The 21,165-nt window shown below is 38.2% G+C and carries 19 protein-coding genes and 1 pseudogene; 8 read left to right on the plus strand and 12 right to left on the minus strand.

The genetic code is table 11. The features are described 5' to 3' along the window. Window positions 1-301: 301 nt before the first annotated feature. Window positions 302-445, plus strand: a pseudogene (locus tag ACKTT2_RS08395) (type I restriction endonuclease subunit R); the annotation flags it as partial. Between the two features lie 200 nt (window positions 446-645). On the opposite strand, the gene ACKTT2_RS08400 reads toward ACKTT2_RS08395, so the two are convergent. The 3 genes from ACKTT2_RS08400 to ACKTT2_RS08410 form a co-directional block, all read right to left on the minus strand. Further along, entirely contained in the window at window positions 646-1,722 is a 1,077-nt protein-coding gene (locus ACKTT2_RS08400) for a S1C family serine protease (protein ID WP_407885603.1), read from the minus strand. A 206-nt stretch (window positions 1,723-1,928) separates the two neighbouring features. After that, the gene (locus tag ACKTT2_RS08405) at window positions 1,929-2,402 is read right to left on the minus strand and encodes a hypothetical protein (RefSeq protein ID WP_407885605.1); all 474 of its coding nucleotides are present in this window, start codon (window positions 2,400-2,402) and stop codon (window positions 1,929-1,931) included. A gap of 106 nt (window positions 2,403-2,508) precedes the next feature. After that, entirely contained in the window at window positions 2,509-3,876 is a 1,368-nt protein-coding gene (locus tag ACKTT2_RS08410; RefSeq protein WP_407885607.1) for an AAA-like domain-containing protein, read from the minus strand. Window positions 3,877-4,024: 148 nt separating this feature from the next. Here ACKTT2_RS08410 and ACKTT2_RS08415 point away from each other — a divergent pair, with 148 nt between their 5' ends. Beyond that, window positions 4,025-6,988, plus strand: coding sequence for a tetratricopeptide repeat protein (locus ACKTT2_RS08415; protein ID WP_407885609.1), 2,964 nt, complete (start codon window positions 4,025-4,027; stop codon window positions 6,986-6,988). Between the two features lie 126 nt (window positions 6,989-7,114). Here the strand turns inward: ACKTT2_RS08415 and ACKTT2_RS08420 are convergent, their stop codons facing one another. From ACKTT2_RS08420 to ACKTT2_RS08435, 4 genes are all read right to left on the minus strand, one after another. After that, window positions 7,115-9,070, minus strand: a complete 1,956-nt coding sequence (locus ACKTT2_RS08420; RefSeq protein WP_407885611.1) for a DUF3732 domain-containing protein — start codon at window positions 9,068-9,070, stop codon at window positions 7,115-7,117. 11 nt (window positions 9,071-9,081) lie between these two features. After that, window positions 9,082-9,582: a three component ABC system middle component gene (locus tag ACKTT2_RS08425; RefSeq protein ID WP_407885613.1), complete on the minus strand. Its 501-nt coding sequence runs from the start codon at window positions 9,580-9,582 to the stop codon at window positions 9,082-9,084. A gap of 11 nt (window positions 9,583-9,593) precedes the next feature. Then, window positions 9,594-10,781, minus strand: coding sequence for an ABC-three component system protein (locus ACKTT2_RS08430; protein ID WP_407885615.1), 1,188 nt, complete (start codon window positions 10,779-10,781; stop codon window positions 9,594-9,596). Between the two features lie 537 nt (window positions 10,782-11,318). Continuing rightward, entirely contained in the window at window positions 11,319-11,504 is a 186-nt protein-coding gene (locus ACKTT2_RS08435) for a hypothetical protein (protein ID WP_407885617.1), read from the minus strand. Between the two features lie 688 nt (window positions 11,505-12,192). Between ACKTT2_RS08435 and ACKTT2_RS08440 the strand changes: the two genes are divergently transcribed. Beyond that, window positions 12,193-13,095: a nucleotidyl transferase AbiEii/AbiGii toxin family protein gene (locus ACKTT2_RS08440; RefSeq protein WP_407885620.1), complete on the plus strand. Its 903-nt coding sequence runs from the start codon at window positions 12,193-12,195 to the stop codon at window positions 13,093-13,095. A 209-nt stretch (window positions 13,096-13,304) separates the two neighbouring features. On the opposite strand, the gene ACKTT2_RS08445 is transcribed toward ACKTT2_RS08440, so the two are convergent. Continuing rightward, window positions 13,305-13,595, minus strand: a complete 291-nt coding sequence (locus ACKTT2_RS08445; RefSeq protein WP_407885622.1) for a Calvin cycle protein CP12 — start codon at window positions 13,593-13,595, stop codon at window positions 13,305-13,307. Window positions 13,596-13,793: 198 nt separating this feature from the next. Between ACKTT2_RS08445 and ACKTT2_RS08450 the strand changes: the two genes are divergently transcribed. Next, a complete protein-coding gene (locus ACKTT2_RS08450; protein WP_407885624.1) occupies window positions 13,794-13,958 on the plus strand; it encodes a hypothetical protein in 165 nt (54 codons plus the stop codon). Between the two features lie 4 nt (window positions 13,959-13,962). Here ACKTT2_RS08450 and ACKTT2_RS08455 read toward each other — a convergent pair whose 3' ends face one another. Further along, entirely contained in the window at window positions 13,963-15,384 is a 1,422-nt protein-coding gene (locus ACKTT2_RS08455; RefSeq protein WP_407885626.1) for an NADP-dependent isocitrate dehydrogenase, read from the minus strand. A 345-nt stretch (window positions 15,385-15,729) separates the two neighbouring features. Here ACKTT2_RS08455 and ACKTT2_RS08460 point away from each other — a divergent pair, with 345 nt between their 5' ends. Together ACKTT2_RS08460 and ACKTT2_RS08465 are read left to right on the plus strand one after the other, a co-directional pair. Continuing rightward, entirely contained in the window at window positions 15,730-16,443 is a 714-nt protein-coding gene (locus ACKTT2_RS08460) for a GUN4 N-terminal ARM-like repeat domain-containing protein (RefSeq protein ID WP_407885628.1), read from the plus strand. A gap of 77 nt (window positions 16,444-16,520) precedes the next feature. Then, window positions 16,521-17,621 carry an ABC transporter ATP-binding protein gene (locus tag ACKTT2_RS08465; protein WP_407885631.1) on the plus strand — a complete coding sequence of 367 codons (1,101 nt, stop codon included), beginning with the start codon at window positions 16,521-16,523 and terminating at the stop codon, window positions 17,619-17,621. On the opposite strand, the gene ACKTT2_RS08470 is transcribed toward ACKTT2_RS08465, so the two are convergent. From ACKTT2_RS08470 to ACKTT2_RS08480, 3 genes are all read right to left on the minus strand, one after another. Next, window positions 17,610-17,942 carry a hypothetical protein gene (locus tag ACKTT2_RS08470; RefSeq protein ID WP_407885633.1) on the minus strand — a complete coding sequence of 111 codons (333 nt, stop codon included), beginning with the start codon at window positions 17,940-17,942 and terminating at the stop codon, window positions 17,610-17,612. The genes ACKTT2_RS08465 and ACKTT2_RS08470 overlap by 12 nt on opposite strands. Before the next feature lie 361 nt (window positions 17,943-18,303). Continuing rightward, window positions 18,304-18,639: a XisI protein gene (locus ACKTT2_RS08475; protein ID WP_407885635.1), complete on the minus strand. Its 336-nt coding sequence runs from the start codon at window positions 18,637-18,639 to the stop codon at window positions 18,304-18,306. Beyond that, window positions 18,627-19,043 (minus strand): XisH family protein, encoded by a 417-nt coding sequence (locus ACKTT2_RS08480; RefSeq protein ID WP_407885637.1) that lies wholly within the window; start codon window positions 19,041-19,043, stop codon window positions 18,627-18,629. The genes ACKTT2_RS08475 and ACKTT2_RS08480 overlap by 13 nt, the downstream gene beginning before the upstream one ends. A 293-nt stretch (window positions 19,044-19,336) precedes the next feature. On the opposite strand from ACKTT2_RS08480, the gene ACKTT2_RS08485 reads away from it, so the two are divergent. Both ACKTT2_RS08485 and ACKTT2_RS08490 read left to right on the plus strand, forming a co-directional pair. Further along, the gene (locus ACKTT2_RS08485; RefSeq protein ID WP_407885639.1) at window positions 19,337-20,365 is read left to right on the plus strand and encodes an ABC transporter substrate-binding protein; all 1,029 of its coding nucleotides are present in this window, start codon (window positions 19,337-19,339) and stop codon (window positions 20,363-20,365) included. Between the two features lie 4 nt (window positions 20,366-20,369). After that, window positions 20,370-21,161 carry an ABC transporter ATP-binding protein gene (locus ACKTT2_RS08490; RefSeq protein WP_407885641.1) on the plus strand — a complete coding sequence of 264 codons (792 nt, stop codon included), beginning with the start codon at window positions 20,370-20,372 and terminating at the stop codon, window positions 21,159-21,161. The last annotated feature ends 4 nt before the right edge of the window (window positions 21,162-21,165 follow it).

Raw genomic sequence — 21,165 nt, forward strand, 5'->3', positions numbered from 1 at the left:
AAAAGTGTTTTAACGCAAATCGCGATGATTCCTTCTCAAATCCCGAAACCCTTGCCGAACCAACAAAAAAGTGTTTTAACGCAAATCGCGATAAGTGACTCTCAAATCGCGAAACCCTTGCCGAACCAACAAAAAAGTGTTTTAACGCAAATCGCTTCGGAGTCGCTCTCAAATCCCGAAACCCTTGCAGCACAAACAAAAAAGTGTTTCAACGCAAATCGCTTCGGAGTGATGCTCAAATCCCGAAACCCTTGCAGAAGTAACAAAAAAGTGTTTTAACGCAAATCGCGATGAGCGAAATATGAACGAAGCCGAAACCCGCGCCGAACTAATCGACTCCGCAGTACAAGCCGCAGGCTGGGGCGTTATCGAAGGTAGTCGCATCCACCGCGAAGTTATCGCCCTCGCTCGCTTAATTGGCAATGGTAAACGTACTCAATCAGACAGTTCTCTTGTGGTTTTCTTTTAAGTTAAGAAAGTTTCGCGATCGCGCACCTCAGCCATAATTGAACGATTGCTGACTGTCTTCCTCAATTTGTATTTATAAATTTTGGTGTCATCTCAAAAATCATCTTAAATACAAGAGAACTGGCTTATTTATCTAACCAGTCCTCTAATTAAAAGAATTTGTTTGTCTGTGTTTAGCTAGTTGCCATTAGCTACTAACTTTTGACATTTACCAAGGTAATTTTCCACCTCTGAATGTTGAGGAAATAATCGTTTTACTAACTGAAATTTTTGCAATGCTTGCGCGTACTTGCCTTGGCTGTAAAGTTCCAATCCTTGGCGATATTCCTGGTTAACTAACCCCTGTTGATTTTTAATATTGGCAGAATCAAGAAACTCCTGAATTGTGTTACTCGTGAAAATAAAGGTAAAGTCATCGTTAGGGCCAAAAGTTACTAAACCAATAACTTCACCTTCGTCGTTGAGAACGGGACCGCCGGAGTTCCCACTAGGTACAGGAGCAGTAATTTGTATAATAGGTGTGCCATCTTTGAGGTTTTTCTGAGCGGAAACTTGACCACGAGTAAAACTAGCTTCGTAAAAAGATTCGTTGTTAAATAGGGATAAATTTTCAACGACTCCCGGATATCCTACCACCGTTACTGAGTCTAAAAGTTTCACTTGGTTAGATTTTGTGAGTCTGAGAGTGGGAGCATTGATAAGATTAACTTTAATGATAGCAACATCCTTACCTTCACCTGCGATCGCACCGGAATTAATTATCTGAAAAGATAACTGTTCTTGATTTGGTAAATAGACTAATTGAATTGGTTTGGTTTCAATCCACTTTAATTGGGCTTCGACATTTTCTAATGTCTGTCCGTCAGCTTCAAGTTTTGCAGTTAACTCTTTCTGAAAAATCCTTTGGCAATCCTCTGTTTCTATAACATGGGTATTGGTAGCAATGTAACCATTGGGGTTCACAAAAAAGCCAGAACCATGACCTGTGATTGTTTCTAAATCATATATTTTACCATTTATTGGTGAATAAACTTTGGCTTTACAGCCAACAACTACCCGAACTACCGATGGTTTGACATCTTCAGCTACCAAATTGACTGGTGATAGTTTTTCTGGTTTGCTGAAATTAGTTTGTAAGGGTTGTTGGAAAACACCAATTGTTTGAGATTTGGCTGGTGTAATGGGGAATGTAGCGGAAAACAAAGCGGTGAAAATTACGATATTTTTGAATTGATTCTGTATTTTGGACAGCATGGTATTGTTTCCTTTATCTTCAAGAGATTCATCTAATAGCCTTGCAGGTTAGGTTCGGTATGGTGAAGCAATTACAAGTTAATTGTTCTCTATTGAATTGGGATTTTCTGGCGTTCTGGCTTGGTAAAATATCAAAGGATCAAAGTGACATAAAACATAAATCATGTTTGCCTTTTTGAACCTTTGTTGATGCAATTAAATTGCTTTTATTGACCAAATACGCCAATACCGTAATAACAAGCATTGGTATTACAACTAGCCATATCAACCCGGACTCGATAGGTTCCACTACGAGAAGAATTTATGGTGATAGTAGGAATATCATCATCTTGTAAGTCAGAAGTAATCAAATTTCCTCGCTCATTGTATAAGGCAATATCTAAATCTCGGCAATCTCTGTCACATACTCCAACTATCCCGTATGACGTACCTGCACGGAGATTTATAGTTATATAATCGGAACGACCGCGATCGAGTGCATCGATAAAAGGTTCGTGAGTTGGACTATAACCACCTAAACCAGAAGCCAACAATGCTCGCGCTAACTGTTCGCCAACATCATAGATGAATTGGCTATTATCAGCGCGAACTGCGGTAGGTGCAAAGAAAAGAGAACCAGAAATAGCAGTAATTGTAGTGAAGGTTCCAAGTAGTTTAGCCTGAAGTGTTTTTTGTAACATGGAATTGTCTATTAAACTCAACAATTCCATCATGTAAAAGTGATACTTGAGTACAAACTGGTGTTGTAATTTTTTTAAATTGAGTTAATTGAGTTAAATAGTCTTTTTAATTACTGCAAAAATATTGGCGATATATCTCGCATCTAGATATTACTTCGTTACCTTGTAACTTGATTAATCCCATGCTGTGTAATTTAAATCTGATCGCAGTTGGCAGATTTACCGGACTATTACTGGAAGCAACTTCTTGCATTGCTGCCCATAAATCCGGTTGTTGCTGTAAAATATCTTCTAAGTGTTGCAGGTGTTTACTATAAACACCTTGTACTGTGGCTGCGGTTTGCAAAAATTCAGCTAAATTTATTTCTTGTCGAGCAATTTTATACAAAGCTAAACGTACTAAAAAAGGGTGTCCTTGTACTAGTCCCATCAACTTTTCTACTTCTAGATCGCTCCAATTAAGTTGATGACATTGCGCTAAATCTTTTACTTGCTTATAAGTAAATTCTGGTAATTCCAATGCCAAGCCTACGTTAAATGGTGACTGATTGATATCTACTGGCCCGTATGCGTAGACCTCGGTGGAATATACTAACACCAGTCGAAGCTGTTTCCAGATATCTCGACGTTTAGCTTCTTCGTGGACAGCACGTAATAATCCGAAAAAATCCTTATAGATTTTGGGATATTCAAATAATCTATCTACTGTTTCTAAACCTAAAATTAACGGTTGGTTGATTTCTGGGAATAAATAGCGCTCAAAGTAATTTTTACAAGTTTTCATGTAGCCAAAGCGCTGTCCCGATTTCCAATGCTCATCTAGTTGTTGCAGTAACTTTTCAAGTAATTCTCGATTATTCCCCGCTACTGCTTCGGTGACGGTATCGCAAAACCAGTGCAGAAATTTATTTAAGTCGGAGAAAAACTCCTCTTCTACTAACTGAAAATCGACAGCTACCGTTTTATTTTCTTGGTTTTGGGCTTGCTGGAGAATCCGTGCTAAAAGCGAAGATTTTCCCATGTGGTGCGGTGCTTTGATGCGAATTAGGGAACCAGGTTTTTTGATTTCTTCGTAACAGCGCTGTTCAATAGGAGGACGTTCTACATAAAAAGGAGAATCTAAGGGTACTTCCCCTTCTGGATATTCGAGGTCGGAAGTAGGGAGTGGGTAAGATGAGGGGGTAGGGGGAAATGAGGGAGAGTCATTTATTTTTTCTGTTTTTTGTGTTTTTCGTGTATATATATCTGCCAACGCTTCAAAATCGGCTATTTCCCGGACTTCAAAGTCTAATAGATTACAAAATTCTAAAAAGTTCAGGTAGTCAACTGGCTTCCCATTCAGAAAACTGTGAGCTGTTGATTGCCCGAGATTGACTCTTTCAGCTAAATCGATTTGGCGGGTAAAGCCTTTTTGTAACATTCTTTGCTTGACAAGGGGAATACACTCTGTATTTACTCTGAGTCCGCGTGGCATAGCTGAGTGATAAAAACACTATAGAATTTAGCTTACAAGATAAGTATTTATTTGGTAAAGTCAATTACAACTCAATAACAACTCAATATTCTGGAAATTAAACTCAAGATAACTAGCGATGTAATTTTTATCTATTAGAAACTAAATTATGGCAAGAGACTACGAGTATAAAGTTGGTGGCAGTTTAGAAGAAGATGCTCCTAGCTATGTAAGACGGCAAGCGGATTCTGACCTTTATCACGGATTGAAGGCAGGAGAGCTTTGTTATGTTTTTAACTCCCGGCAGATGGGGAAAACAAGTTTGTTAGTCCGGACAATGAAACAGCTACAAGCTGATGGTTTTGCTTGTGCTGTAATTGATATTTCAGGATTGGGTAGTCAGGATATTACCCTTGAGCAGTGGTATGCAAGTATTGTTGATAGCTTATTAACTGAACTTAATTTTATTGAACCGGAAGATTTAACTATATGGTGGGAAAAATCTATCGGAATTTCTCCTGTGCGACGTTTGGGGAAACTTTTCGATGAACTGTTACTACCAAATTTTAATAAAAAAATTGTGATTTGTTTGGATGAAATTGATAGTATTCTCCGTTTAGATTTTCCAGCAGATGATTTTTTTGCTTTGATTAGAAGCTGCTATCAAAAACGCTCTTTTAAAGCTGAATATAAGCGTTTGACTTTTGCTCTATTTGGGGTGGCGACACCTTCAGATTTAATTAAAGATGAGGAGCGAACGCCGTTTAATATTGGGAGAGCGATTCAACTTTATGGTTTTAAATTAGATGAAATTGCACCTTTGGCGAAGGGGTTAGAGAGAAAGGTGGAAAATACACAAGCTGTGATGCGAGATATTTTGGCTTGGACTGGGGGACAACCTTTATTGACGCAGAAGGTTTGTAATTTGTTAATCAGAAATGGGGAGTGGGGAGAAAATATCAATTATCAATCTAAAATTGAAGAGGTGGTGAGGAGTGGGGTTATTGATAATTGGGAAGTCCAGGATGAGCAGGAACATTTAAAAACTATTCGGGATAGACTGCTGGTTAACGAGCAAATTTCTGTGGCTTTGTTGGGTTTATATCAGCAAATTTTGCAGCAGGGACAGATTGCTGTTGATGCTAGTCCCGAACAGATGAGATTGCGTTTGACTGGGTTGGTGGTGGAACAGCAGAGAAAGTTGAGGGTTTATAACCAAATTTATGCAAATGTTTTTGATTTAAATTGGGTTGAGAATGAGTTAGGTAAGTTACGCTTCTATGCTGATAATTTAAAGACTTGGATAGAGAGTAAATATCTGGATGAATCCTGTTTATTGCGGGGTGAAGATTTAGAAAAGGCTCGTGTTTGGGCTGATAGAAGGAGATTAAGCGATGCTGATTATCGGTTTTTGTCTGCGAGTGTGGAAACCATATTAAATCAGAAGGTTGTGGAGGCGGAAGCGAGACAAAATCAGGCTTTAGAGCAAGAGAGGAACTCGAATCAACGAATTCGTATTGGTTTGATTGTGCTTGTTCTTTCTATTATTGGAGCTGTTGCGGCGTTAATTTTTGCCAATTGGGCTAATCAGGAACGGGTGGCAGCACGGCAAGAGGCAAGAGCTACTATTAATCAAGCAGAAGATAAGGTTAAAGAAGCAGTTAAAGAAGCAGCTAAACAAGCACAGCTAGAGAAAGAAAAATTAAAAAATCAAGCAGCAATGTTTAAACACGAATTAGAAGGTAAAGTTAAAAAAGAGATTCAGCAGAAAAAGGAAGAAGTTGAAAAGCTTAGACACCGACAACAGTCTTTGAAAGAAGCAGCTGAACAAGCACAGCTAGAGAAAGAAAAATTAGAAAATCAAGCAGCAATGTTTAAACACGAATTAGTAAAACTTCATAGGAAACATATAAGTGCAAAAAGACAGATCGATAATACGAAAAAAAATCTTAATAAGACTAAGGCTGAACATCATAAAACAAATAGTCAGTTGCTATTAATTAGAAAACAATATACTGAAATTAGTCAGATGCTTGCATATAGCAAAAAAGAATTAAAAGAATCTGAAGAATTATCTGATAAGATGCAAGATGTGATTAAGCAAGCAGTAAATAAAGCTCCACAATTGAAAAAATTTTTTGAAGATTATTTATTAAATTTCAATGATTCACTCACCACCAGAGGAGTTAACAGTCAATTAACAGAATCAGATAGAAAATTATTAGACACTATAAGAAATATAATAAAAGGTAATTCAACAGAAGAAGCAGAAACAATAATGAATCTTGGGTATAATTATTTTAAATCAGGAGAATATGCAAAAGCATTAGTATATTTTCAACAAGGTCTAAGATTTTTTGTAGAAGATAAAGATAGAAATGGAGAAAAATTAGCCTGGAATGCTATTGGAGTAACTTATAGTAAAATTGGGGACTATCAAAAGGCTATAGAGTATTATGAGCAAGCAATTACTATTAGTAAAGAAATGGGAGACTTAGGTACTTATGGAAGTGTTATAAGTAACCTCGGTGCTATTTACCGTAACCTGGGAGATAACCAGAAAGCGTTAGATTACTATATACAAGCATTAACTATTTTTAAAGAAATTGGTGATAAGGGAGGAGAAGGAACCATTCTTAACAATATTGGTGTAATTGATGAAAGCTTCGGCAATTTTACTATGGCTTTACAACGCTATCAACGAGCACTTACAGTTAGTAGAGAGATGAAAAATCAAGATAGTGAGGCAAATATTTTAAATAATATAGGAAGAGTCTATTATAGTTTGGGTAATTTTATGGTAGCCCTTGAATTCTACCAACAATCCTTAGCTATTAGTAAAAGCTTAAAAAATATCTCGCTTGAAGGTTCTCTTTTAAATAATATAGCTAATATTTATATGAGTTTAGGTGAGTACAGTAAAGCGCTAAAGTTCTATCAGAAGAGCCTAAGTATAGGACGGCAAATTGCAGACTATGCTTTAGAAGCAACTGTATTAAATAATTTGGGATTGACATACAGGAATTTGGGAAATTGGGCAAAGATACTTAATTATCGGCAACAATGCTTATCTATTGCCAAAAAAATTCAAGAGCAGGAAATCTGTAGTAAACGCTCTGCTGGTTCTCGTTAAGCAATTTTGAAGATTTGCCCAAATCAATGAGGAAGGTTGATGGGAGAGAGTGCGATCGCAAGCGAGCCCAATGAACCAGCTATCATCAAACTTACACTTGATGATTACCAGAAACTCTTAAATATGTTAAGTTTTAGTTATCCAACTTTCAGGAACTAAAGCCCTGCCACCTGTCCAAGATTCTTCAACTAGAGCATTTTGAAATCTTTCATTATTACCGAGGTTTGCATGTTCCATAATGATGATTTGAAAATTAGGAGATAACTCTTCACATACATCAAATAGAAAATTAAACATTCGCTCAACTGCTACCAGGTCAGCACTAGCAATAATCATTTCGTCGGATGGTGTTCCTTGTAAGTTAAGATATGCTTCTATTGATGGAAAGTAAATTTGGGTAGGTTGATCCAAGATCAAAAAGTGGGGAACTGGACGATTGCGTTCAAGAAAATGTTTGTGTAAAGCAAGAAGTACAATTAAGTGACAACCAAGCCAGTTTTCTCCTCCTCCCATTCGTCCCATGGGAATTGGTCGCTCAGGTCTGTCTGCAATTACAGTTAATTTATCTAAATCGAATCGATAGGGAGAATCGTTATGTTCGAGTTGTAGACATCTAGCCCATTCAGTCATCTGTTGACCAAGTCGATTTAGTATGGAAGCTAAAATTGCTTTTATCTCATTAATATCTATTTGTTGCTCATAACTAGCAATTAGTTTCTCCAATCGCTCAATTTCTAAGCGTATTTGGGAATTTTCATCCGTAAATTCTATTGTTTCAAGATATAGGCTAATACGACCTACTATGCGAGCTACATGAGCGTTAGTATCACGCATTTGTTGGGCTGCTTCTTGCTCATCTACCGCAGCTTTAATTGCAAGTTCCCTTTCTTGTATTTTTCGTCTTAGTTCTTCACGTTCTTCTTTAAGTTCTTGAACATATTCAAGTAATCTTGGTTGGCTAACTTCTATGTTTACGAGATTATTTTGTAAATTAGATAAAGATTCTGTCATTGCAGATAGGCTGGGAATAGGTTCTGGCAAACTAGAGTTACAGAAAGGGCATATATGTGGAGAAAGGTTCTCATTTTTAAACAATTTTATAGATTCTAACCTCAATAATTGTTGACTGGCTTCTTGAGAAAAACTTGTCTCTTTTTTTAAAAAAGTTTCGGTGGCAACTATTTTTTCATGTATTTGTCTAAACTCTTTACGAATGTCTTCCAAGTCAGCTTGTAATTCAGGATATTTATCATTGCCAGTGAGTATAATTGTATTTGGTTCCCATGTTAAAGTTGACCTGAGTTCTTCTAATATATCGTTTGTATCTTGAGCAATAAAATTAGAATCGATTAGACCTACTTGTTGAGCCTCAAGAAGAAGATTTTGTCCTATAACGACCCTTTCTTTGGTAATAAATTCTGCTTCTTTAAGGCGACTTCGAGCTAGTGCTAAGTCACGGCGAGCTTGACGTAGCTCTTTTTGTAGTTTGAGCCTATCTTCTTGGACGGCTCCCAAAAAATATGGAAGTGTATCTTTAATAGCTTGTGGAATATAGGATTCTTCCTGACGATTAAATAAAATATTCTGATTTGCAACTGTACCCTGTTTTTGAAAGATATAGTAGCAGGTATGCCTTATAGTTGCTTCTAAAGGTCTTCTTGATGCACCTTCTTCGATAAGACTTTGGTTAGGAGAAATTCCAATTAAGCTTGACAGAAAAGTGATAATTGCATCGTCATTGGAGTTTGGTTCTAATTGGGAGAATTCAGGAATAATAATATCAGTACCAAAATCGTAATAAACTTGATTTTGTGAAGCACTACTTTCTGAGGGCTTGGGTTTTGCGATAAATACCTGATTCTCTTTAATTTGAAAAAGAACTGCATACCAAGCTACCTTATCTTGTATGACACCATCAGGAACCCGAAATTCCGTCCGCCCAAGGCAATAGTCCACAATTTCAAGAAGTGCAGATTTTCCCCTACTCGATTCACCAGTAATGATATTTACTTGTCCTAGTTTAAAATTTATGGTTCGCTTATCCCCAGAAGAACTATAGAGAGTTATGGACTTTATTTGCATATTTATTGGCTTTATGGACAAATGCCCCACATAATATAGATTGTTGATACTTCTCCTGCTTGAGCAAGCCAACGTCCAACAAATTCAGCTTTCTTGCAACAGATAGCTGGTTCTGTATCGCTAAACCATGATACAGCCGAAATAGCCTTTAACTTACCTTTAACCCAAGTAAATTTTCCATCATCACAAATCTTAACGATACCAGTTTGCATCCCAAAAGCTAAAGCTTCTTTTGTGTAAGGGACTAAGTAACTTGCGCGATCGCCAAATCCAACACGCACTTCAGGTTGTTTTTGAAGCCAAATATGTAACTTAGTTATTGTTGTTCTCGGTAAAGCGTTTCTCGTTGAGCTATGAAGAACAAGTGGTAAAACGAAAAAAAGAAGAGGATATGGCATACCCTGCTTCTTTTCTTTCTGATAACCCTTGACAGCATTTTGAAGCAGAATAGAACAAAAAGCTGGATTTAGAAGGTTAGCATATTCAACTGGACGCTCCTGCCAAGACTGCACAAACTTCTCTCCTACGTAGTTGCTAATAACTCGGTTAGTCTCTCTAAAAATTTGGGATGCCAGTGTACGCGAGGTGGATTTTGATCCGCGAGTATGTGGTAGCTCCCACGCATTACGTATGGTTCTGTAACTTGAGAACGAATACGAATGTCAGCCTTTTGCTCCATCCACTTAAATACTTCTCTACCAAATTTTTGATGCTCAAGCTCATTTTCACTACTATCTGGCATCTCATCTTGGAGCGCAAGCATATAACGCTCCCACTCATCTATTAATCTTTTCTCATATTTTTCAATTTCGCCTCCAAACAGGAGTTCTTCACGCGCCCACCTAGAACGCTGCTCGAATGCTTTGTAGTAATCTAATATAGCTTTTTCAATTCGCTTGTTATTGACAGCGATTTCCTTCAACTGAGCTACAAAACGCCTCTTGTCTTGTGACATTGTAAATTGTTCGGGAATTTCTAAATCAAAAAAGTCAATCGGCAAAGCATCCGGTTTAAATTGGTCGTTAATTTCACAAATTTTATCGCGTACTTCAAAACCTGAGATGAAATTAGCAGAATTATCACGAAGATGCTGCACGACTTTTCCAAACCACCAACCCTCTAATCGTTCGTAAACACTATTTCGATGTTCTCTTCTGACCGCAACCAATTTCTCTTTAATTTTTGGAGTTATATCGATGATGTCTGGAGAGTAGTCGAGAATTTGAATAGAATCAACTAGTAGTTGTTGCTCTGTGGATGTTAAAGCCTTAAATGCGTCAAATGAACTCTTCAGACTTTTATTGTCAGAAGTATTTGCAACCTGAACCAGTTTTTGAACAGCACGGTTAGAGTCTCTACCCTTGGTAGGACGTAGAAAAAATGCTGCCGAATCTTGAGGAGCTTCTGCTGTTGTAACGAGAGTTAGTAAGGTATCAGGTAATAATATTTTGTTTTCCTTTAGCAGAGTACTCCATACACGAATAGTTTTCCAAAAATCGACGCTGCTATCGGTTAAAGAAGCTGGTTTTGTATGATGCTTTAGCTGTAATAGCTCTTGAGCATTGTTTTCATTATCGAAAAACGTAATATCATCTAAACTCTCAATAGCAAGTTGAGCTTCCTCTTTATTTGTCAAAATTAAATACAAGGCACAGCGTGCTTGGAACATATATCCTAGTGCTTGTGAACCAGCTGAAAACCCTGTACTCATATCGTCACCCACCTCGACTCAGTTAGTTGACTAGCTAAAATCCATTTATTTACCCACGTACAACATTGATACAAAAAGCTAAAATCTCACCTCTGTTTAGTTGTTATGACTCAAAGCACTGTGAAGCATGGATACGTAAGTTTATTAGACTAACACATTTTATCCGTAACTGATAGTGACTTACAGGTCATAGTCCTATATTTCAAAACACCATGCTACCAATCTTTAAAATTTGATAATCTACCATTATTTTCTGCTCAAGTTGAACTGGTGCAAACAGGCTCGGGGCTGATTAAACCTTTAGTATACAAAACATTTGTACTACAATATAGCCTTATGCATTTTCCTCGGACAACTTCCACGCTTTTGTCGGACTTGGTAGAAGGGTTTTGTGTTCGTGCAGGAAAGCCCCACCGTATAGATGGGAATTATGGCTAAAGTTAGTACAATAGTATCATAAAAAACGAATGTGTCTACATGATTTCCAATAAGTTTTGCTTAAATTTCAGTATTATCATTCATGCAGCCAATGCTAATTCATACCTGATAGCTTCTTCTATTTTGAGGCGATCGCATTTGTGGTGATGAGGAAGTGCGATCTCGTTTGCCATATCCCAGTTTTGACATTTTGTTGATAAGTTCGTTAAGTTGTGCGATCGCGCTCCCTAACCCTGCTTCTGCTTTCTCACCATCGTCGTAAAAGACAAACAATAATGGGGACATTCCCCCGTTACCTAACCCGCAGGAATAGGAAAGCTGTACCGCAGTGGGTACATTTGGTCAGCAAGCGTATTTGAAAAACGTTTCATAAAAGGTACTGCTTGAACAAAAATGGACGCCATTTCGCTACCGGACAAATTACCAGAAACCAAAACAAACATATACGCTAATGGAAGGAATTGTGGTTCTTGCGTACAAAGCGCGTGCTAAACTGTTGAAAAAATAGCTGAAAACCCTTGCTGGACAATCATAAAAGCCATCCCTCACTGGATTTTGTGTAAGATTGCTTAAATCTCGACTACAACCGCCTGTAAGCATTGGTTTTAAGGCAAACTTATCAAACTTAATTAATGATTTAGCACGCGCTTTGTACGAAAGAACCCATTTGTCAGGTACAGCAAGAAAGAATTAACCGCCGATGAACGCGGATGGACGCAGATAAATTTGTACCTCAGCAAACTAAGAAACGCTATAAGCTCAGAGAGAACTTGAACTATCTTGAGCAAACCGATGCCAAAACACACCAAAAGTAGCTAAAACCTTAGCATTCTTGGAAAGCAATCTCCGCCATCCCAGTTTGTAAACTCATAAATTTAACCACTTATTCGGTTTTAATGGTTAAAAATAAGTTGCCAGAAATCATATCCATAATAATGGGTAAAGCTGCCACAAATGCAAATAATTAGCTACTATGCCTAATCCACAAAACCTACCGTTCCTAGAGTCTGTTGGTTGGCAACTAAATAATGTCTATCAATTGACAGAGAAAGAAATGATCCAATTGTATCAACGCAATTGGCAGCATCAAACTACTTTCAAGAATTTAAAGGAAGAAGAAAAAGATTTTGTTCATTATTTAGCCAAAAAATACAATTCTTGGATATTGCCAGATTTAGAAATGTTTCACCTAGAACATCATAATAAAATACTGAAAATCCTTAATGCTTTCAATCCAGAAGTTCTTACAAAAGCTTCTGCACAATTCGCAGGTGGTACGCTCTTGGCGTTAGAATATGATGAATATAGGTTGAGTAAAGATATTGATTTTCTCATACCCTACGGAACTGAAAATTATAGATATTTAAGAAAATTGCTGTACGATGAAGGAATTGCTGCATTATTTCAAAGCCTAACAGATATTCAATTAGGTGAGAGTACAATAAATCAATATGGTATCCGTTTTCCTGTTACCGTCAACAAAACGAATATTAAAGTAGAAATTGTAGTCAATGGAGGTTTTACCTTAGACCCCCCTGTTTATCCAAATTGGGCTCATAATATTCCTAGCTTGAGTATAAGTGATAGATTCACATCAAAGCTTATGGCTAACGCCGATAGATGGAACGATTCAAGCACACAATCTAGAGATTTAATTGATTTAGCAATATTGCGCGTAAATAATGAAATCCCTTTACGAGCAATTGTTAAAGCGGAAGAAACCTACGAAGTGAAAAAGCCCCTAGTTAAAGCTATCAACAATTTCATTGAGAAAGAAGAATACAGAGATAAATGTTTTCAACAGTTGAATGTACTTGAAAACAAAATTCCAGTAATAATGAATGGAATAAATTTGCTTTTTATTGATTTTAATTAAATCGTACACAACGATTAGTACTGGAATTTTGGGATGAGATTTATGGTTAGCCGTTGTGCTGTCTTCGCTATAAATATGCGATCGAGTGCTACTACGAACTAATATTATAAATCATTTAAGCAATCTTTATACAACAAAAAGCGCCTGAATATTTAGTAATTCAGGCTGAATCTTTATTTAGAGTGACTATTAACATAGCCACTTATAAATTAGACATCATAAATTAAACATTCAGGGGCATTTGGGTTGTTATCACAATATTCCTCTAAAGCAGTTTTGCGATGCGCTGCTAACCTATGAGATTTCTCTGCTTGCAACTCTTCAACAATATCCCAAGCAACAGCACATTCAGTTGAGCTATTTCCTTTTAATTCACAAGCTGTACGGGCTTGCTCAATAGCTTCTAGTATCGTTTGTTCTATAGTTTTGGTATTTCCGTTACCACTAATTACAGAAGCTGGTTTTACGCTTTCCCAATTGGCATCTATGATTTTAGTCATTAGCTTCTTGATGCTCTCTTTCAAAGTTTAACAGTCGGTATAGAGTTCTATCTCTATAGCTGACTCTTTTAATATATGCACTATTTCAAATTCAATAGTGTATAAAACGGTAACTTTTTTGGGTTATTTTCCGTACTGTAATTATTAATTCTATAAATAAATATCTTAATTTTCTTGTAATCTTGGTTCTTGATTATCTTGCAGTCTTGGTTCTTGTGGGACGGGCGTCTCGCCCGTTGGCATCAGGCGGGCAAGATGCCCGCACCACAAGAGTTATGTTCTCCGGCGGGCAAGATGCCCGCACCACAAGAGTTATGTTCTCCGGCGGGCAAGATGCCCGCACCACAAGAGTTATGTTCTTAGCCTACTAACCAAAATGCTTAATAATTGCCTCAGCAAATTCAGAACACTTTAAAGGTTCTACGGGTGGTTCTAACAAACGTGCCAAATCATACGTGACTTGACGGTTTGCGATCGCATCCCCCAACCCTTTCTTAATCAAATCTGCTGCTTCTTGCCAACCCAAGTACTCCAGCATCATCACACCGGACAGAATCACCGAACCAGGGTTCACCCTATCCAAACCAGCGTGTTTGGGTGCGGTTCCGTGGGTTGCTTCAAAAACAGCACATTCATCGCCAATATTTGCCCCAGGTCCCATACCCAGCCCGCCAACAATGGCTGCAGCCGCATCAGATAAGTAATCTCCATTCAGGTTCATAGTCGCCAAAATGGAATACTCATCGGGTCTGGTTTGGATTTGCTGGAAAATACTATCGGCAATACGGTCATTGACCATTACCTTATCTTTCCACTGACCACTCCCGTGACTTTCCCAAATCGAATCCAAAACTGTTTTCACTTCTTCAACAATTTGGGCTTGCTTGTCTGGAGTCAAAGCATCAAAACCTGGTTCAATCTTTCGAGCATTGTCTTCCAAAGAGAGATTGGCATTGCTCTCTTTGTTAGTCAAAATCCAAGATTCCCGTTCGGTGACGCACTCAGAACGAAATTCGCTCACTGCCAATTCGTAGCCCCAATCCCGGAAAGCGCCTTCGGTGTACTTCATGATGTTGCCTTTATGCACCAGAGTCACCATTTGCTTATTCAGTGGAAGTAGCAAAGCGTGTTTGATAGCACGTCTTACCAAACGTTGAGAACCAGTTTTGCTAATCGGTTTAATACCTATTCCAGAATCCAAAGGAATTTGCTTTTTACCGTGTTCTGGAGTTGCAGGAATCAGGTCTTTGTTTAGGATAGAGATTAAGCGATCGCCAATTTCACTTCCTTGACGCCACTCAATTCCCAAATAGATATCCTCCGTATTTTCCCGGTAAATAATCACGTCCAGTTTTTCTGGAGTTTTATGAGGAGAAGGAGTTCCTGGATAGTATCGGCAAGGGCGTACACAGGCATATAAGTCAAAAATTTGACGCAATGCTACATTCAGGGAACGAATACCACCACCAATAGGAGTTGTCAGAGGTCCCTTAATCGCAACACCATATTCCTGAATTGCCGTGAGAGTATCCTGGGGCAAATACTGGTATGTCCCGTAAACTTCGCAAGCTTCATCACCTGCAAAAACCTTAAACCAACTAATCTTGCGCTTGCCCTTGTATGCTGTTTCTACGGCAGCGTCAAGAACCTTTTGAGCAGCAGGCCAAATATCTATTCCCGTACCATCACCTCGAATAAAAGGGATAATTGGATTGTCAGGAACAACAGGCTCACCGTTTTTGAAGGTGATTTTTGCTCCCGTTGTGGGTGCAGTAATTTTCTCGTACATTCAACGCTCCTGATTGGCTATGCTGCAACGTCTGTGCTCTTGGGATATTAAACCCGAAAATGAGAAACTATGATTGGAAGGCGAGAAGATTTTTTTTGCGTCTTTAAATTTGGTAGATTTGTAAGCAACCTCTGAGTCTAATTCAGAGGCTTCAGCAAGACAAAACGTTTTTCAATGAGGCGCAGAGTCTTCTTTTCCCCTATTCGTAGAGTGTTTGGCGTGCCTTGCTTGGGATTAACGAAACCGTTGCTATTTTACCGCTTATACACTTTCCACGTCTACTGTTTGAACAGAGTTCCTATTTTATAGCTTGTTCACCGATCCCATCTTACGAGTAATTACTGCATGACAGACCCAATGATTGTATCAGGCACTGCTAGTAACATCGAATCTCTCCGCCAACCCTTACTTGCTGGATCTCTTCAAATCCAACAGCAGGCGATCCCACAGCTTGCTAATTTAGGAGAAGGAGGATTAGATGTTCTGATGGAATTTTTATACGAACGCCGGACAAACCCACCAACTTGGGTAGACGGTAAAGCTTACCAAGTGCTCTATACCTCTGATTCATCCAAAGCCAAAGAATTTTTACAAAATCATTTTCCTTCAGGATTAGTTCCTCTAACATCGGATTGCAATATAGATTACAGCCCCATACAGAAGCTTTTAGCAGCCCAGGATTTTCAAGCAGCCGATCGCATGACTTTACAAAAAATGTGCGAACTAGCAGGACCCACCGCAATACAAAGAAAATGGCTGTATTTTACCGAAGTTGAAAATTTTCCCGCTACCGATCTCCAAACATTAAACACCTTATGGCTCGTTCACTCAGAAGGGAAATTTGGCTTTTCCGTTCAAAGAGAAATCTGGTTGGGCTTGGGGAAAAATTGGGATAATCTTTGGGGAAAAATTGGTTGGAAAAAAGGCAATAACTGGACTCGATACCCCAACGAATTTACTTGGGATCTTAGCGCTCCTCGCGGACATTTACCCTTATCTAACCAACTCAGGGGTGTCAGAGTGATGGCGTCTTTAATGTCTCATTCGGCATGGAGTTAGTCATTAGTCATTAGTCCTTAGTCCTTAGTCACAAAGGACAAATGACAAATGACAAATGACAAAGGACAAAATCTAAAATGGCAACCGTTCGTCTAGAAAACATTAAGCGTAGATTTAATAACGTCACCGCTATTGAGGACGTTACTTTCCATATACCCGATGGTGAGTTTTGGGTGTTAGTTGGACCATCTGGTTGTGGAAAATCTACTATTTTGCGAACTATCGCTGGTTTGGAAATGGCAACATCTGGCAAACTTTATATTGGGGAAAAGTTGGTTAACAATATTCCCGCAAGACAGCGAGATGTGGCAATGGTATTTCAAAACTACGCCCTCTACCCTCACATGACAGTGGCACAAAACATTGCTTTTGGGCTGCAAATGCGAAAGGTTGACCCGAATATTATTCAAGAAAGAGTCATGTCCGTGGCGCGATCGCTTTCTCTAGAACATCTGTTAGAGCGCAAACCCAAGCAGCTTTCAGGGGGACAGCAGCAGCGTGTTGCATTGGGAAGAGCAATTGCTCGCGAACCACAAGTTTTTTTACTTGATGAGCCATTGTCTAACTTAGACGCTCAATTGCGGGACGATACACGGGCTGAGTTGAAACAACTTCATCAAGAACTGGGAATTACGACTATCTACGTGACTCACGACCAGGTTGAAGCAATGACTTTGGCTGACAAGATAGTGGTTCTCAATCGAGGACGGATTCAACAAATTGGCACACCAAATACCATCTATTCTCAACCGACAAACCGTATGGTTGCTACTTTCTTGGGAAGCCCTTCCATGAATACCGTACCTGCAAAGTTTACAAGTAATGGTTTTGATGTCGTTGGTCAAATATTACCCTGTCCGAATTCTGTTCGAGAAAAATTGCGTCCTAGGATCGGACAGAGTTTTGATTTGGGAATTCGCCCAGAACATATTTCTATTGTTGAATCTTCTGAGCGTGAAGAAGGAGAGCCGGGTGAGTTAACACTAGAGGTGAAAGTGGTGGAACCTCTTGGACGGGAAACTTTGCTACGGACAGGTTTTCCTGGTTCGAGTGCGATCTTAAATGTTCAAATCGGTACAGATATACTTCCCCAAAGGGGCGATCGTCTTTCTTTAAAATTTAATTTGGATAAGTTATTTGTGTTCGATTCAGCAACTGGTGATAAGTTATACCCTTAACGAAGGGGATGGAAGTTTATTATGTGGTGGAGTTTCCTGATAAGAGGACAAATCAAAATCATTAGGGTTTAGTTCTGCTGGAAATATCTGTATCTGCATTTCATGACTTTGCGACTGATGATAAAATGCGATCGCATCCTCCAATCTGTAAAACATGATTGGAACCCATGTATCATTTTTATAAAAATAAATAGCTACTTTATCCGTTGTGTTTTCTGCTACTGGTAGGGGACAATGCCAGGGGGATGTCATTGAATAAAGCAAATGTTTGAATAGCCGCACAATTCTTCGCTCAAAGCTTGACGATTGAGTTGTAAGCATGACTTCATACTTTAGATAGATAATTTAAAAGCTTAAGACTGTTTTAATATTCCTGGAAGTACTAATTGTTGTAGTTACTGAAATATTGTTATAGTCCTGGCTTTGCTATAGCTGTCTATAGAAAAAAGGTTTTGATGCTGTCTCATTGTTGCGAATAGCACAAGCTTATACTTCTTCCCAATGGCATATAAAATTCATCAAATCTAGCCAATAGTTTTATTTCTTTGGGCGTAAATATTTACTCCGGATTTATGAATTTTGTAATACGTGTCAACTGCCAACATTAAAACCTGAGAAATAGACATCAGATTTCTGGTAACAAGCAATACTCATTAATCTTGAAGAGTAAACGTTACCCATTTTACTGAACTGCATAGCCAGTATATTCTCTAACTTCAGGTGGATGAAATGCCAGGACAATCTTATCTTTAGGGACTCCTGAAGCTATCAAATCATCTGTAATTCCATCCTCAATCCCATCTCGTTGAATCCAAATTTTGTCATTGATAATTTCGACATCAACGACACAACCATGAATCCGGAGGTTGCCGTTCCAACCTGCAATCATTAGCACATAATGATTTTCATCTTTGCTCACAACAACGTCAGATTTAATATCTCCATAAGCGTAGGGAATATCAGCATGATTTTTAAGAATTTTATAAATACTTTCTCGATATTTTTTTAATGTATCCACTCGGAAACCTCCTTTTTTTGAGGGTCAAATACTATTAATCTAACTAATGTTTTCTTCAATAACAACTGACAAATTGGTTCGGAAAAGAAATCACGAAATATAACTATAGGAACTGCTAGAAATAGGAAACGTTGCGGTTCTATCTCGTCCAAAATAGAAGAGTAAAGAATGTATTGACCTAAAGCTTCTTCTAAATCATGAATCAGAGAGGGACTTAAAAAACTCTTAATTTCAACTGCTATTTTGCGTCCTTCTTTTTCTGCTGTAAACAGCTTTTCTGCTCCTAAATCCACAAATAGTGAACGGTTTCCAACGGTTAGCTTTAACTGTTCATTGGTGATTTTCCATCCATCTTTTTCTAGCGCTGTTTTAACGGTTTCATGATAAATATCTTTAGCAGGCATCTCTTGCTCCTATGTTTTTAAGTCTAGAAGCTTGATAGTAGTTTTTTCTAATATTAATTGATTTTAAATTTATCCTTGTTTGAGTTAATATTTACAATCATACCACAATAATCCAACAAAGTCATAAATCTTATGGTAGTGATGACACCTCAGACCATCTTAATTGAGACGCGATCTGCCATTAAGGTATTCAGTGGCGTATGTATTCCTGTCCAGGTAGATTATACAATGAGCAGGTTATCATAAGTTAATAGATACCAAATCCCTGAAATACCGTATCCTGTTGTCTGATTATGAAAATTCGTAGACGTATTGTTCTTCAAATGGGTGCAGGTACAGTTCTTGCATCTGCAATTCATGGATGCAATCAAAAAACGTCAAACCAACTAGTTACAAAGTCACCATCTTCAACAGAAAAAACAGAAATTGCTCCCAAAGTTATTGTTGGTTACTGGCCTGTATCAGCGAGTTTATCGTTCTATTTAGCTCTGGAAAAAGGATATTTTAAACAAGCTGGATTAAATGTAGACGCTAACAAATTCCCTGGAGCACAACAAGTTGTTGAAGGGCTAATTGCTGGACGGGTTCAAGGTTCAGCGGCTATTGGCTCGAGTAATCTAGCTCTGGGGGAAATTTTACAACCTGGTTTATTTAAAATCATTGCATCCAACCCCAGTAATATTCAGAACGTAGTGGATGAGATTATTGTGGCTAAGGATAGTCCTATTAAAACAATTGACGACTTAAAAGGAAAAAAATTTGGTACAGGTCCCGGTCCTCAAAATCAAGCGTTAGCCAAAGGAATTTTAGAAAAAATTGGTATTGACAATTCTCAAGTTATTCAACTGGAAACAAAGCAACACATTCCAGCGATCGCTTCAGGTCAAATTGATGCTGCGTTTACCTTAGAGCCTACTGGAACGATTGGTCAACTTAAAGGAGTTACAAGGATACTCGAAACAGGGGTTATTGCTAAATACATTCTAGGAAACTCTGGTGTTCCTTGGTTTGGGGGTTCATCGACCTTGAGTACTCAATTCATTCAAGAAAATCCTGAAGCCACGAAGAAATATATACAAGTTTATCGCCGCGCTATTCAAAACATTCGTGACAATCCAAATGAAGCACGCAAATATTTGGCTGGTTACACTCCCATTGAGGGAGAATTAGCTAAAGCTGTTCCCATACCAGCCTATAAAATGTATGATGAATTTACAGATTCAGACCTGAAATACTTCCAAAACTTTTTCGATTATATGTATGAAAAACAAGTCTTTTCTAAAAAAGTAGACGTAACTTCTTTAATCTATAAGGATACCTAATGATATGCTTGAATTCAACCCAAAGGTGAATCCTATTGATACAGAGGCAATTATTAGTATCAAAGGTTTGTGTAAGTCTTTTGCAGGTCAAGTTCTGTATGAAAATTTTAATTTAGATTTATTAAAGGGATATTTCATTTCTATCTTTGGTCCCAACGGATGTGGCAAATCTACTTTAATTAATATGATGAGTGGATTAGTACCATTTGACAAAGGGCAGATATTAATTAATGATAAACCGATTCGTCGAGCGCGAATTGGTTATGTATTTCAGAATTATCGAGATTCACTATTTCCCTGGTTAAGTGCATTGGATAATATTGCTTATCCTCTCAAAGTAAAAGGGATATCGGAACGGGAGAGTAAACAGCGAGTCGAAAAGTTAATTAGCGCTTTTGATATTAAATTAGATTTGAAACGCTATCCCTACAGTTTTTCTGGTGGACAACAACAACTCATCTCAATTTTACGGGCACTAGTCGCTGAACCAGAGGTTTTGTTTCTCGATGAACCGTTCTCTGCACTGGACTTTGAAACAACTCTCTACGTTCGGGAAAAGTTACAGGAAATTTTTATGGAATCCTCACTCACAATGGTTATGGTGGTTCATAATCTGGAAGAAGCAGTCTATCTGGCAGATATGATTCTGCTATTAAGTAAGCGCCCTACCTCTTTGGTTGAGATGGTTCATTATAAAGCTCCACGCCCGCGATCGCCAGAAATTCTATCCGAGCTAGAGTTTATTCGTGTTAGAAGCCATTGTCTAGACGTGTTTCGTGAAGAAATGCGGAAATGATGTG

The organism is Scytonema hankhaensis NUACC26 (assembly GCF_045865695.1).
In the GTDB taxonomy this organism is placed as follows: Bacteria; Cyanobacteriota; Cyanobacteriia; order Cyanobacteriales; family Nostocaceae; genus Scytonema.